Here is a 13,769-nt window from a genome sequence, read left to right as displayed (position 1 = left end):
ACGTGTCGTGTGAGTCCGCGCTCTCAGCAGACGGCGGTCAGCTGGAACGGCTGGTCGGCCAGTGTCGCGCTGCCGGCCGTGCGCGTGTAGACGTGCACGTTGTCGGTCAGCAGGAACTGGGCGGTCACGTCGGCCTCACCGTGGACGACGGCCGCGGAGGTCGGGTCCCCGACCGTGGCGGTGAAGGCGCAGCTCGCGACCGGTCGGTTGAAGTCGACCCGGTACTCCCCGGTGGCGGTGTTGCTGACCGAGACGCCGCCGCTGCTGGCGTTCACGGTGCCGTCGGCCTCGACGGTCACGAAGAACACGCCCACGTCCTGGTGGCTGAGCGACCCGTCGGCGATGTCGGCGCCGCTCAGCGTGCCGTCTGCGACGTCAGCGTCGTTGAGCGAGCCGTCGGCGACGTCGGCGCCGCTCAATGACCCGTCCGCGACGTCGACCCCCTTCAGGTTGCCGTCACGCACGTCGATGCTCTTGACGGTGTTGTTCTTGATCTTGGCGCTGGTGATGAGCCCGCCGGCGACGGCGGTGCCGGTGCCGAACAGCGCGATCACGACTGCGCCGGCGATGACGGTGCTGAAGGTCTTGCCGGCCCTGTTGAGCTTGTTCATGTCCACTCCTCTGTGTCCTCGCCGCGGGACCCTGGTGGTCCGCGCCGGCGGTTGGTTCACAGATGGGAGTGCGTTGGGGCCGCGCTCCTTGCAACTTTCTCGATGAAGCTTTCCGGAGGGCTCTCTCGGGTCAGCTGTGGCCGTGCCCGCGTCCGTGGCCGCCGCCCGGTGATGCCGGACGGTTCTGACCACTCTTGCCGGGCGAGCCGTCGCCCGGATCGTGCTTCGCCCGCCCCGGCCCGACCGGCTTGTCGCCGCAGGCGTCCTTCGGAGGCCCCGTGTGCTCGCCCGACTTCGGGCCGCTGGCTGCCTCGGCCACGCAGTGCGCCCAGGCCTTCATCGCCTCGGCGTGCGCTCGACCGGGTCCGGATGCGGCGTCGGCGTGGTCCGCATCGGTCGAGTCTCCCGACTCGCCGGCGTCGTCGCCCTGCTCGTCTGCGTCGCCCTGCTCGTCGGCATCGTCGTCGGCCGCGGCTGCAGGGGAGGAGTGGTGCCCGGTGCCGGGGTCGTCGTCCGCGAGCGCGAGCGCTCCCGCGGGCGCCGCGACGGCGAGAAGCAGCAGCGCTGCCAGGGCGGTACCGCGCGTGAGCTTCATGGTTCCCCCAGTGGATGCGACGTCAGCCGATTGTCCGCCCGCGGGCCGCGCCCGGCAATGGCCCGCGCGAGTGGTTGCCCCGGCGCACCGGGGAGGCGGTGCGCCGGGGCCGTGAGGGAGAGGGGTCGGTGGCGTGCATGGAGCGGTCGAGGACATGGAGCGCGCCCGAACCTCTCTGATACCGGCGCCGGGGGTAGGAACTCTGGGAACGTTCCCAAAGACCCTTGACACGGCCCTGTGGCGCCCGTCACAGTGTGTGTGGGAACGCTCCCATACAGATGTGGGAGCGCGGGTGCAAGAAGTCAGGTACGGCCGCGCCACCTTTGCGGCCCGGACGGCGGCCCGACACGGGATTCGGTCCGCCGTCCGCCTGATCGCACGACATCTGCCTCCGGCCCTCGACTCCGGCGCGGTGGGGAGGGCTTCGATGACACGCAAGCCGGCGCCCGGACCGACCCCAGGACCGACCCCAGGACCGACCCCAGGGCCGACCCCAGGGCCGACGCCAGGGCCGACGCTCGAGCAGGTCGCGGCCCTGGCGGGCGTGGGACGGGGAACCGCCTCGCGCGTGATCAACGGGTCGGCGCACGTGTCCGAACGGAGCCGACGCGCCGTCGAGGCCGCGGTCGCCGAGCTGAACTACATCCCCAATGCGGCGGCGCGCACGCTGAAGACCCGGCGTACCGACGCGGTCGCGCTGGTGATCGCCGAGTCCGAGGACCGCATCTTCGGCGAGCCGTTCTTCGCCGGTGTCGTGCGCGGGATCAGCAAGGCGGTCTCCGCGGCCGACAAGCAGCTGGTGCTGCTGCTCTCCCAGGCCGGCGCCCGGAGCGCCCAGCTCGAGCGCTACCTGAGCCCGCACCACGTCGACGGCGTCCTGCTCCTGTCGCTGCACGACGACGACCTGTTGCCCGAGGTGATCCGGTCCCGCTCGCTACCGATGGTCGTCGGCGGACGTGGCGCGGAGACGGTCGGCGCCGCGTGGGTCGACGTCGACAACGAGCGCGGAGCCGGGCTCGCCGCGCAGCTCTTCGTCGAGCTCGGCTGCCGCGTGATCGCGACGATCACAGGTCCCCTCGACATGGCTGCGGGCCGCGACCGGTTCCTGGGCTTCAGGAATGCCCTCGACGCCGCCGGGCGCGAGCTGACCGACGACCTGGTGGCGTGCGGCGACTTCAGCCAGGCCAGCGGCAGGCGATCCATGGCCGAGCTGCTGCGACGCAGGCCCGACGTGGACGCGGTCTTCTGCGCGAACGACCCGATGGCGGCAGCCGCCCTGCAGGTCCTCCACGATGCCGGTCGGCGCGTTCCCGAGGACGTCGCCGTGATCGGCTTCGACGACTCGCCCCTCGCCCTGACCACGCACCCGCCGCTGACCACGGTGCGCCAGCCGCCCGAGGAGATGGGCCGCGCGATGGTCGAGCTGCTGCTCGCCCAGCTCGAGCGCCCGACTGCTCAGCCACAGACCCGCCTCCTCCACACGAACCTCGTCGAGCGGGAAAGCACCCGGCCGCGAGACTGAGCCACGCTCTCGTCGCGTGGTCTGCGGCCGGGACTCAGCCGGAGGCACGCCGTAGCAGGTGCCGGCGCTCGAGCTCGTTGTCGCACCGTGCGATGGCAGCGGCGAACTCGCCCTGTGCCTCGGCCTCGCGACCGGCACGGCGGAGCAGCTCCGCGCGAGTGCCGGGCAGCCGGTGCCCCGGCAGCTCGAGACCGTCGAGCAGCGCCAGGCCGGCGAGCGGGCCGTCCGCCTCCGCGACGGCGACCGCCCGGTTGAGCCGTACGACGCCGGACCCGGTGAGGGCCTCGAGCTCGGCGTACAGGCCGGCGATGCGCGACCAGTCGGTCCTGTCCGCACTCGGGGCGACGGCGTGGGCCGAGGCGATCAGCGCCTCCAGGAGCCATCGGGACGGTGGCGCGTTCACCAGCGGTGTGAGCAGGTCGAGAGCCTCGCCGATGGCGACGGCGTCCCAGCGGGTGCGGTCCTGGTCGGCCAGGACGACCACCTCACCGTCATGAACCCGGGTCGCGCGCCGCGAGTGCTGGAGGAGCTCGAGGGCGAGCAGGGCGTCCAGCTCAGGGCGGCCCGGCGCGACCTCACGGAGGACGCGCACGAGGCGGATCGCCTCGGCAGCGAGGTGCGGCCTGGTCGCGGCATCGCCGGACGCGGGTGCGTAGCCGGCGGTGAACGCCAGGTAGGCCACGTCGGCGGCCACGCCCAGGCGCCGGCCGAGCTCCGTCGGCTCGGGGACCGAGAAGGCCTCACCGGCCAGGCGCCGGCGAGCCCGGGTGAGCCGGGCGGCCATCGTCGGTGTCGGCACCAGGAACAGCCGGGCGATGTCCGCGGTCGACAGGCCGATGACCAGGCGCAGGGTGAGCGCAGCCGCCGACTCCGGCGCAAGCGCGGGGTGGGCGCAGAGGAGCACGAGCCGGAGCCGCTCGTCACGGACCTGTTCGCCGATGTCGGCCATCACGCGCTGCGCCTGCTCCTGCAGCTCGGCCTCGACGGCCAGCACGGGCATCCGCCGGGCGAGCACCTGGTCGGACCGCAGCCGGTCGACGATCCGCCGCCGGGCGGCGGTGAGCAGCCAGGCGGGCGGGTTGGCCGGTACGCCGTCACCTGGCCAGGTTCGGGCAGCGGCCTCGAACGCGTCGGCGAGCCCGTCCTCCGCGAGGTCCAGGCGGCGGTACTGCGCGACGAGCAGGGCCAGGAGCCGGCCCCACTCGTCGCGCCAGGAGTCTTCGAGCGCCGCGTCAGCCGGAGTGGTCGACACACGCCCGCACTTCGACGCGCCCCCCGCTCTCGGCGAGGATGCCGACGACGTTGAGCAGGTCCTCGAGGTCGTCGGTCTCCACGGTGTAGAAGCCGGTCAGCTGCTCGGTCGTCTCGGCGTACGGCCCCTCGGTCACCGTGATGCTGTCGAGCGATCCGGACACGGTCCGCGCACCGGCGCTGGGAGTGAGCTCCGCGCCCCCGGTCACCTTGTGCCCGCGCTCGGCGAGCAGCTCGGCGAAACGGTTGTGCTTGTCGTACATCGCGGCGCGCTGCTCCGCGCTCGCGGTCGCCCAGGTGCTCTCGTCACCGGGGAGGAGGACGGCGTAGCTGGTCATGGTGGTTCCTCTCGCTCAGAGTTGAGTGTGTCACCCCGATGACGGGCGAGCGGCAAAGAATTCGACAGCCCTGCAAGGCTGGTTCGGGTGAGTCCAGACCTCCTCCTGGCCACCTGCGCGGCGTTCCGCGACGGCGAGCCCGGCCACCCGCACCTCGACGACGCCCTGTCCGCCCGCGGCGTCACGGCGCGCTGGGTCATGTGGGACGACACCGAGGTCGACTGGGCGTCCGCAGTGGTCGCGGTCCGCGCGACCTGGGACTACGACGCTCGCGTCGAGGACTTCCTCCGCTGGACGCGCGCGGTGCCACAGGTGCTGAACGGCGCCGACACCTTCGCCTGGAACGTCGACACGGCCTACCTCGCCGAGCTCGCCGGCCTCGGGCTGGCCGTGGTGCCGACGCTCGTCGTCGACGGCGAGGAGTCGCTGCCCGCGGCCATCGCCGAGTTCGAGAGTGCCGTGGTCAAGCCGCGCGTCGGTGCCGGCGGGCGCGGCGTCGTGCCCGTCTCCATGCGACCGAGCGACGGTGCCGGTGGCGGACCGGCCGGCCTCGACGAGTCGATGCTCGGCCCGGGGCCCTGGGTGGTGCAGCCCCTGGTCGAGTCGGTCCGCACCGAGGGCGAGGGATCGGTGTTCGTCCTCGGCGGCGAGGTGGTCTCCGCTGCGCAGAAGAGGCCGGCGACCGGGGAGATCCGGGTCCACGAGATGTACGGCGGGACGACCGTCGCCGCCCCGGTCACGGGTGAGGCGGCCGCTCTCGCCCGTCGTACGGTCGAGGCAGCGGAAGTGCTGCTGGGCCACCAGCTCGACTACGCCCGGGTAGACCACCTGCGCCTCGCTGACGGGACCCTCGCGCTCAGCGAGCTCGAGGTGATCGAGCCCGGTCTCTACCTCGACGAGCTGCCCGGCAACGGTGCCGCGTTCGCCGCGATGGTCCGGCGCCGCCTCGACGGCCGCTGACCGGTGTCGAAAAGCGCTCCTGACGTTTGCACTCCCTTGGGTCGAGTGCTAAAACTGGGGTTGGCACTCTCCCTGTGAGAGTGACAAAACCAGGGCCGAGTAAGTCGAGGTCCGAAGGCGCCGCCGGGAAGGGTCCGGGGGGTCAGCCCGGGCCGTCCGTCGCGGGCGACGAATCGGCCGTCCGACTCATCTGCGTGAGGAACCGCACGAGTTATGTCGAAGCTGATTGCTTTCAATGAGGAGGCCCGGCGCGGTCTGGAGCGTGGCATGAACACGCTCGCAGACGCCGTCAAGGTCACCCTCGGCCCCAAGGGCCGCAACGTCGTCCTCGAGAAGAAGTGGGGAGCACCCACCATCACCAACGATGGTGTGAGCATCGCCAAGGAGATCGAGCTCGAGGAGCCCTACGAGAAGATCGGCGCCGAGCTGGTCAAGGAGGTCGCGAAGAAGACCGACGACGTCGCCGGCGACGGTACGACGACCGCGACCGTGCTCGCCCAGGCGATGGTGCGCGAGGGCCTGCGCAACGTGGCCGCCGGTGCGAACCCGATGGCGCTCAAGCGCGGCATCGAGACGGCCGTCAAGGCCGTCACCGACGCGCTCCTGGAGATGAGCAAGGACGTCGAGACCAAGGAGCAGATCGCCGCGACCGCGTCGATCTCCGCCGCCGACACCACCGTCGGTGAGGCCATCGCCGAGGCGATGGACAAGGTCGGCAAGGAAGGCGTCATCACGGTCGAGGAGTCGAACACCTTCGGCCTCGACCTCGAGCTGACCGAGGGGATGCGGTTCGACAAGGGCTTCATCTCGCAGTACTTCATGACCGACCCGGAGCGCATGGAGGCCGTCCTCGACGACCCCTACGTCCTGATCGCGAACCAGAAGGTCTCCACGGTCAAGGACCTGCTGCCGCTGCTGGAGAAGGTCATGCAGTCCGGCAAGCCGCTGCTGATCATCGCCGAGGACGTCGACGGCGAGGCGCTGTCGACCCTGGTGGTCAACAAGATCCGCGGCACCTTCAAGTCGGTCGCGGTCAAGGCGCCCGGCTTCGGTGACCGTCGCAAGGCCATGATGCAGGACATCGCGATCCTGACCGGTGGCCAGGTGATCTCCGAGGACGTCGGTCTCAAGCTGGAGTCGACCGGCATCGAGCTGCTCGGCCAGGCCCGCAAGGTCGTCATCACCAAGGACGAGACCACCATCGTCGAGGGTGCCGGCGACGAGGACCAGATCAAGGGCCGCGTCAGCCAGATCCGTGCCGAGATCGAGAAGAGCGACTCCGACTACGACCGCGAGAAGCTGCAGGAGCGCCTGGCCAAGCTGGCCGGCGGTGTCGCGGTGATCAAGGTCGGCGCGGCCACCGAGGTCGAGCTGAAGGAGCGCAAGCACCGCATCGAGGACGCCGTTCGCAACGCGAAGGCGGCCGTCGAGGAGGGCATCGTCGCCGGTGGCGGCGTCGCGCTGCTGCAGGCCACGGTGAAGGCGTTCGAGAAGCTCGAGCTGCTCGGCGACGAGGCCACCGGCGCGAACATCGTCCGGCTTGCTGCCGAGGCGCCGCTCAAGCAGATCGCGATCAACGCGGGTCTCGAGGGCGGGGTCGTCGCGGAGAAGGTGCGCAACCTGCCCGCGGGCCAGGGGCTGAACGCCGCGACCGGTGAGTACGTCGACATGGTCAAGGCCGGCATCATCGACCCGGCCAAGGTCACCCGCTCGGCGCTCCAGAACGCCGCATCGATCGCCGCCCTGTTCCTCACCACCGAGGCGGTCGTCGCGGACAAGCCGGAGAAGGCTCCGGCCATGCCCGGCGGCGACGGCGGCATGGGCGGCATGGACTTCTGATCCGTAGCGCCTGAGCTTGCGAAGGCGCGTTGAACGGATCAGGTCGAGGAGGGCTCCTCGCTCCCGAGCTTGCGAGGGAGAGTTGAGCCCGTCTCGAAACCGACAGTCCCGTCCGTCAAGTACACCAACAGCAGGGCCCCGGTCTCACGACCGGGGCCCTGCTGCTTGTGCAGTGCGTGAGCCGAGCAGCGTGCGCCCTCAGAAGACGTTCCGCGTGCGGAACTGCACGCTGATCCGTGGCCCGACGGGCCTGGTCGTCTTCGGGACGGCGTGCTCCCAGGTGCGCTGGCAGGAGCCGCCCATGACCAGCAGGTCGCCGTGGCCCAGCCAGTGCGTGTGCTCGACGCTGCCTCCCTTCGGGCGCAGCAGCAGCTTGCGTGGCGAGCCGAGCGAGACGATCGCGACCATGGTGTCCTCGGTGCGCGAACGGCCCAGGCGGTCGCCGTGCCAGGCGACCGAGTCGTTGCCGTCGCGGTAGTAGCAGCAGCCGGCGGTCACGAACGGCTCGCCGAGCTCGGGCTGGTAGTGCCGGGTCAGCAGGTCGCGGGCCTCCGTGAGCGAAGGGTGCGGCAGCTCCTCGCCGATGCCGTAGAAGCACACGAGGCGGGGTACGTCGACGACGCGGTCGTACATCTCGCGCCGCTCGGCGCGCCACGGGATCTCGCCCACCAGCCGGCCGAACAGCTCGTCGGCACCGGTGAACCAGCCCGGCAGGGTGTCCACCCAGGCCCCGCGGGACAGCGGGGTGCGCCGGAGCCCGCTGGGCGATCCCACGGAGATCTCCTCCGTGTCGAAGAGGGAGGGCTGGAAGGCGAGCGCCATCACCCCACGATAGCAAGGATCGAACAGATGTTCGAGATCTATCGCTCGGCGGGCGCCACGACCGGCTGCGCCGCCGGCGCGCTGACGTCGCCGGGTGCGACGGTGCCGGGCGCCGGGGGGAGCAGCCCGTTGGCGCGTGGGCCCAGCTGCGGCTCGAGGCGCGCGACCGAGAGCCAGGCGACGAGTCCGCAGCCGGCGACCAGCACGACGAGGTACTCCAGATGCAGGCCGTGGCCGACCATGAAGCCGGCGACGATCGGGCCGAGGATCGAGGCGCCCTGGAAGCACCCCGAGGTCAGTGCGTTATAGCGACCGCGAAGGTGGTCGGGAGCCAGGTCGTTGACGATCGCGGGCATGGTGGGCTGGAGCAGCGTCTCGCCGAGCGCGAACACCGAGGCGCACGCGGCGACGAAGAACGTCGCCGACCAGGTGCCGGGGCTGAGCCCGCTGGCTCCCAGGAGTGCCCAGGACGCGGCCCAGACGAAGGCCATCACCACGATCACGCGGGTGCGTCGCCGGCCCTCGATGCGCTGGAGGACGAGGAGCTGGAGCAGCACGATCACGAGCGTGTTGGCGGCGAAGGCCAGCCCGAGCCCGCGCGTGGAGACGTCGCCGATCGCTCGCGCGTACGCCGGCATGCCGCTGTTGAGCTGGGCGTAGCCGACGAACGCCGACACGAACATGAGCGCGCACAGCGTGCCCATCGCCGGGGCCCGGAGCACCGAGAGGTAGCTGACCCTGGGGTCGTCGGCGTGGCCGGCCGGCGTGCTCACCGGGCCGCCGATGTGTCGCAGCGGGACGATCATCAAGAAGAGGCCCGGAAGGTAGCTGGCCGCGTTGCCGAGGTACATCGCCTGGAAGGTGGCCGGCCGGTCGACGTCGACGATGAGCCCGCCGACGATGCCCCCGATGCCGATGCCCAGGTTGAGCAGCGTGAAGTTCATCCCGAAGTACCGCGCGCGGATCTCCGACGGCACCACCGAGGAGACCAGTGCCTGCACGACCGGCCAGCCGACGCCGAAGCCGCCGCCGACAATGGCGACTCCGAGAATCGCGAGCGGGAGGTTGCTGGCGAAGGCCATCACGACCTCGCCGACGACCGCTGCGACGAGCACGCCGATCATCGTGCGTCGCGGCCCGATCCGGTCGATGAGGGTGCCGCCGGGCATCGAGGTGACGACGCCTGCGGCGGACATCCCGGCGATGAGGAGCCCCACGACGTCGAGGGAGAATCCGCGGATCTCGTGCAGGTAGACGACCCAGAAGGGGAGGACCAGACCCGTGCCGACGAACTCGAACGCCACCACCGAGAGCATCAGCCGGCCCTCGCGGGGCAGGTCGTGCCAGAACGACGCGATCGACGGTCGCTGGCCGGGAGAGGACATCGCTCGAGTCTGGCACCGGGGACCGACAGGCCGCACCGCATTATCCGGCGTACCGGCGCCGGACGGATGCACCCAAAACGGCATCGGACACCGATCTGCACCGATATCGTTGCGGCGGACCGAGGGAGCACCAGTTGGCTGAGCACGCCATCAACGGAACGCAGCGCGGACGCAAGCACCTGCTCGTCCGCGAGTACGTGCGCTCCCTGATCGTGGACGCGGAGCCGGGCAGCCCCGCGCCGTCCGAGCGCGACCTCGTCGAGCAGTTCGGCGTGGCCCGGATGACCGTGCGGCACGCCCTCGACGGTCTGGTCGCCCAGGGACTGCTCGAGCGGATCCCCGGCCGCGGCACCTTCGTCACCAAGCCGCTGATCGACATGCAGATGCGGCTGTCGTCGTTCTCCGAGGAGATGGAGCGACGCGGCAAGGTGCCCGAGTCCCGCACGATGCTGGCGCGCCGCGAGGCGGCCGGACCCGGGCTGGCGCGGGCTCTCGAGACCGAGGTCGGCTCGCCCATCGTCCACTGGGAGCGGCTCCGGCTCGCCGACGCGCAGCCGATCGCGATCCAGCACGTCTACCTGTCCCTGGACACCTTCCCGCGGTTCCTCGACGACGCGCTGCCCTCCAGCCTCTACTACTGGTTCGCCGACCAGGACCTGATGCCGACGTGGGGCGAGGACTCCGTGGTGGCGGCGGTCGCCACCGAGGACGAGGCACAGGCGCTCGAGCTCGAGCCGGGCGCGCCGGTCCTGCACATCTCACGCCGCTCGTTCTGCCGCGAGGTCGCGGTCGAGGTCACCCGCAGCATCTACCGTGCGGACCGCTACACCCTGTGGGTGCCGGTGCTGCGCCCCGAGCACCTGCGCTAGCCAGCGCCTCCGCGAACGTCGGCCGCCTCAGAGCCCGCCGATCGGTGCGACCACGACGCCCGCCTCCTCGCACACCCAGGTCGGGTCGGGCCCACCGAGGTCCGGGTCGACGTACAGGGCGTGGGCGGTGTGCTCGCAGGTCTTGCACAACGGCCAGCGCCCGGACGTCTCCAGGAGTGCGTCCTGCACGTCCTGGGCGACCAGGCCGACGACGAAGTCGCGTCCCTCCGGCCACTGCTCGAGCCACCAGGCGCGCTGCGCGACCGACTCCTCGAGGAGGGAGACGGTGTCCGCGTCCGCGACGCCGGTGGACTCGAGGTCGTGCAACACCAGCGCGCGCGCCGTCATCACGGGGTCGTCGAATGCCACGATGACATTGTGTCCCCCGACCCCACAGCGACCCCGGAGAGCGGACCTCTCCTCGAGGTCGTCGTCCTGCACCCGCGCGACGCCGAGGCGGCGACGGCGGGTGAGGCAGACCGGCTCCTGGTTCTCGCGTCGCCCGAGCTCGGCGGCCGCTCGCCGGAGCCTGCCGCGGTGTCCGCGGTGCTGCGCGAGACCGATCTGCCGGTCCGGGTGCTGCTGCGCCTCGACGACGGGCTGGGCACGACCGGCGCGGAGTTCTCGCGGCTCGTGGGACTGGCGCACGACTACCTCACGCTCGGAGCTGCGGGCATGTCCTTCGGCTTCCTCGACCGCGAGCTGGAGATCGACCGGGCGACCTGCTCCGCCCTCGCGCACGAGCTGGGTGGTACGCCGTGGACCTTCCACCGGGGCTTCGACGCGACGCTCGATGCCGGCCGGGCCTGGCGTGAGGTCCGTGACCTGCCCGGGCTGGACGCGGTGGCGTCCGCCGGCTCCACGCGTGGGTTCGCCTCGGGTGGCGACGAGCTGCTGCGGCGGTGTGCCACGGATCCCAGGGTCGCCGGCCTCCTCCTCGCGGAGGGCGGTGTGAGCTCCGACCAGGTGCCGTGGCTGATCCGTGCCGGCGTCCGGCAGTTCGGCCTCGGCGAGGAGGCTCGGCCGGACGGCTCGTGGACCAAGGCCTACGTCGCCGCCGACTACGTGCGCGCCTGGCGGATGCTGCTCGACGACGCGCACAACCGGGCGCTGGGCGTGCCGGTCGACTGAGCCGGCGTACAGCGGCATGCGAATGTCGCCTGAGTGGCCGGTGCGCACCACATGGGCCCCGGCAGCGACATTCGCATGTCCGGGTGCGACGGGCGCCGGCCGGCGCGTCGTACGCGGCGTCGCGTGGCCGTCAGTCCAGGGCCTCCGGCAGCGGCTGCCCGTGGAGGACGACCAGCGACGTGACCGCCCGGGTCAGGCACACGTAGAGGCGGCGCAGGCCGGTGAGCTCGTCGGGCTCGCCGGCGACGATGGCGGCCGGCTCGAGCAGGACGACGTGGTCGAACTCGAGGCCCTTGGCCAGGGAAGCCGGTACGACGTCGAGGCGGACGTCGAACTCGACCGACTCGCGCTCCGCTCCACCGACCACCGCGTACGGGCGGTCCGCGAGCGCGGCGACGACCTCGTCGACCAGCGCGTCCGGGACGATCAGCCCGACCGAGCCGACGGACTCGAGAGCCCGGTCGACGGTGGCCGCCAGGGCGGTGAGCGGATCCGTCGCGACGACCTCGAGCTCGCCTCGCGCGCGTCGCACCGACACCGGGGGAGTGAGCTCCGGGGCGATCCGGGGGAGCAGCCGGGCGGCGTACTCGATCACGTCGCCGGGCACGCGGAAGCCGCGGGTCAGCTCGTCGACGACTGCGTCGGGCTTCCCCAGGTGACCGAGTGCACGCGGCCACGAACCCACTCCCCACGGGGTGGTCGTCTGCGCGAGGTCGCCGAGCACGGTGGCCGATCCGGTCGTGCACCGACGGCCGACGGCCCGCAGCATCATCGCCGAGAGGTCCTGCGCCTCGTCGAGCACGACGTGGCCCAGCGAGGGCTGCCGGGCGAGCAGGTCGGACGCCTCGTCGACGAGCACGGCGTCGGCCAGCGACCACGGCGCCGAACCGGGGGCCTTCGCCGGCTTCGGCGAGAGCAGCAGCGCCTGCTCGTCGGCGGTCAGGACGCCCTCCGCCGCGGCGGCCAGGAGCTCCGCGTCGGACAGGAGCCGCAGCACGACGCGGGCGGGGTCGAGAGCGGGCCAGATCGCGTCGACGTACTGCTTGACCGGCCGGCTCCGCGCGACGGAGTCCTGCACCCGGTCGTCGGGGGAGTCGCCGGCGCTCTCCATCTTCACGAGCACGGCGTGGGCGAGGCGCTGCGCGAGCATGTCGCGCCCGGCGCCGTAGCGCACGTCCCGGCGCCGCAGCACCGCGACGGTCTCCTCGACCTCGTACGCCGGGACCCGCCACCGGGCTGCGCCGCGCGGGACGACGAGGGCCTCGGTCGGCGGCACGAGGTGCGACCACACCGCGCGCGAGAGCACCTGAGCCATCCTGCCGTCGCCCTTGAGGGTCGCGACCGCAGCGGGATCGGCGCTGCGGATCATCGCCTTCGCGTGGGCCCGCCGCAGCGTGGTGGCGACGAGCTCCTCCATCGTCGTCTGACCGACCGCCATCTCGCCGAGCGCGGGCAGCACATCGCCGATGTAGCGCAGGAACGACGCGTTCGGCCCGACCACGAGCACCCCTTGGCGGCTGAGCTGGTCGCGGTGCGCGTAGAGCAGGTACGCCGCGCGGTGCAGCCCGACGGCCGTCTTGCCGGTGCCCGGGGCCCCTTGCACGCAGACCGAGCGCGAGAGGTCTGCTCGGACGATGGCGTCCTGCTCTGGCTGGATCGTGGCGACGATGTCGCGCATCGGGCCGACGCGCGGGCGCTCGATCTCCGACTCCAGGATCGCGGAGTAAGCATCCGCTGGTCGAGCCTGTCGCGACCCCTCGACGACCATTGGCTCGTCCTCGTAGCCGGTCAGCCGCCCGCGCACGAAGCCGTATCGCCGTCGCCTGCCGAGCCCGAGCGGCTCGGCTCGCGAGGCCCGGTAGAACGGGCGGCTGACGGGGGCCCGCCAGTCCACGACCATCGGGTCGCCTGCCTCGTCGCTGATGTGGCGGCGGCCGACGTGCAGGCTCTCGCCGCCGACGTCGGGTGCGTCCTGCAGGTAGTCGACCCGGCCGAAGAAGAGCGGCACGGTCGGGTCGTCGGCCAGTGCCTTGCGCCGCTCGGCGAAGGCCGCCTCCAGGAACTGGCGGCTGACCCAGTCGCCCGCGGCGGCCGAGTCGAGGCTCTCGGTGCGGGCCCGCATCCGGGCGAGGGCGGCGCGGGATCGGTCGAGATGGGCCTGCTCCTCGGCGAGCTCGTCGGTGCGGAGGCCGGAGGGTTCGCCGGGGTCGGTGACCGGGTCGGGGCGGATGTCGGAGTCGGTGGGTGGTTCTGCGGACGGCGGCAGGCTTGATGGCACGGTGCGCTCCTTCGGCCGCGCGACGTTACCAGCGCCCGGTTCGGGGGGACACCGGTTTTCCGCGAGCCCCTTCCTCCGGCGAGATGGGCCGCATGCCCGTTATCGGCGATTCGGTGGACATCGGGCCGGACGCACGACAAGGTGATCCGGGGTGGGATCGAGTGCCTG

13 protein-coding genes are annotated in these 13,769 nt (G+C 71.9%); 5 read left to right on the top strand and 8 right to left on the bottom strand.

Annotated elements, in window-relative coordinates:
- Positions 1-23: 23 nt before the first annotated feature.
- Positions 24-611, bottom strand: a complete 588-nt coding sequence (locus ACVW00_RS16180) for a hypothetical protein (RefSeq protein ID WP_457111920.1) — start codon at positions 609-611, stop codon at positions 24-26.
- Positions 612-741: 130 nt separating this feature from the next.
- Positions 742-1,206 carry a hypothetical protein gene (locus tag ACVW00_RS16175; protein WP_457111919.1) on the bottom strand — a complete coding sequence of 155 codons (465 nt, stop codon included), beginning with the start codon at positions 1,204-1,206 and terminating at the stop codon, positions 742-744.
- Between the two features lie 154 nt (positions 1,207-1,360).
- On the opposite strand from ACVW00_RS16175, the gene ACVW00_RS16170 reads away from it, so the two are divergent.
- On the top strand, positions 1,361-2,728 hold the full coding sequence (locus ACVW00_RS16170) for a LacI family DNA-binding transcriptional regulator (RefSeq protein WP_457111918.1): 1,368 nt from the start codon (positions 1,361-1,363) through the stop codon (positions 2,726-2,728).
- A gap of 34 nt (positions 2,729-2,762) precedes the next feature.
- On the opposite strand, the gene ACVW00_RS16165 is transcribed toward ACVW00_RS16170, so the two are convergent.
- Both ACVW00_RS16165 and ACVW00_RS16160 read right to left on the bottom strand, forming a co-directional pair.
- Positions 2,763-3,980 (bottom strand): RNA polymerase sigma factor, encoded by a 1,218-nt coding sequence (locus ACVW00_RS16165; RefSeq protein ID WP_457111917.1) that lies wholly within the window; start codon positions 3,978-3,980, stop codon positions 2,763-2,765.
- Entirely contained in the window at positions 3,961-4,317 is a 357-nt protein-coding gene (locus ACVW00_RS16160; RefSeq protein WP_457111916.1) for a YciI family protein, read from the bottom strand. Before ACVW00_RS16160 ends, ACVW00_RS16165 begins: the two co-directional genes overlap by 20 nt.
- A gap of 87 nt (positions 4,318-4,404) precedes the next feature.
- On the opposite strand from ACVW00_RS16160, the gene ACVW00_RS16155 reads away from it, so the two are divergent.
- Together ACVW00_RS16155 and groL are read left to right on the top strand one after the other, a co-directional pair.
- Entirely contained in the window at positions 4,405-5,277 is an 873-nt protein-coding gene (locus ACVW00_RS16155; protein ID WP_457111915.1) for an ATP-grasp domain-containing protein, read from the top strand.
- A 213-nt stretch (positions 5,278-5,490) separates the two neighbouring features.
- A complete protein-coding gene (groL, locus tag ACVW00_RS16150; protein ID WP_457111914.1) occupies positions 5,491-7,116 on the top strand; it encodes a chaperonin GroEL in 1,626 nt (541 codons plus the stop codon).
- A 198-nt stretch (positions 7,117-7,314) separates the two neighbouring features.
- Here groL and ACVW00_RS16145 read toward each other — a convergent pair whose 3' ends face one another.
- Positions 7,315-7,938: an alpha-ketoglutarate-dependent dioxygenase AlkB gene (locus tag ACVW00_RS16145; protein ID WP_457111913.1), complete on the bottom strand. Its 624-nt coding sequence runs from the start codon at positions 7,936-7,938 to the stop codon at positions 7,315-7,317.
- Positions 7,939-7,976: 38 nt separating this feature from the next.
- Complete coding sequence (locus ACVW00_RS16140; protein ID WP_457111912.1) at positions 7,977-9,323, bottom strand: MFS transporter; 1,347 nt, start codon at positions 9,321-9,323, stop codon at positions 7,977-7,979.
- 134 nt (positions 9,324-9,457) lie between these two features.
- On the opposite strand from ACVW00_RS16140, the gene ACVW00_RS16135 reads away from it, so the two are divergent.
- Positions 9,458-10,192, top strand: coding sequence for a GntR family transcriptional regulator (locus ACVW00_RS16135; protein ID WP_457111911.1), 735 nt, complete (start codon positions 9,458-9,460; stop codon positions 10,190-10,192).
- A 27-nt stretch (positions 10,193-10,219) separates the two neighbouring features.
- On the opposite strand, the gene ACVW00_RS16130 is transcribed toward ACVW00_RS16135, so the two are convergent.
- On the bottom strand, positions 10,220-10,561 hold the full coding sequence (locus ACVW00_RS16130) for a hypothetical protein (protein WP_457111910.1): 342 nt from the start codon (positions 10,559-10,561) through the stop codon (positions 10,220-10,222).
- Positions 10,562-10,570: 9 nt separating this feature from the next.
- Between ACVW00_RS16130 and ACVW00_RS16125 the strand changes: the two genes are divergently transcribed.
- Complete coding sequence (locus tag ACVW00_RS16125; RefSeq protein WP_457111909.1) at positions 10,571-11,323, top strand: copper homeostasis protein CutC; 753 nt, start codon at positions 10,571-10,573, stop codon at positions 11,321-11,323.
- A gap of 130 nt (positions 11,324-11,453) precedes the next feature.
- Here ACVW00_RS16125 and ACVW00_RS16120 read toward each other — a convergent pair whose 3' ends face one another.
- Positions 11,454-13,601 carry a HelD family protein gene (locus ACVW00_RS16120; RefSeq protein ID WP_457111908.1) on the bottom strand — a complete coding sequence of 716 codons (2,148 nt, stop codon included), beginning with the start codon at positions 13,599-13,601 and terminating at the stop codon, positions 11,454-11,456.
- Positions 13,602-13,769: the final 168 nt, after the last annotated feature.

Source organism: Marmoricola sp. URHA0025 HA25 (assembly GCF_054059435.1).
This window is presented reverse-complemented; position numbering and strand designations above follow the sequence as displayed.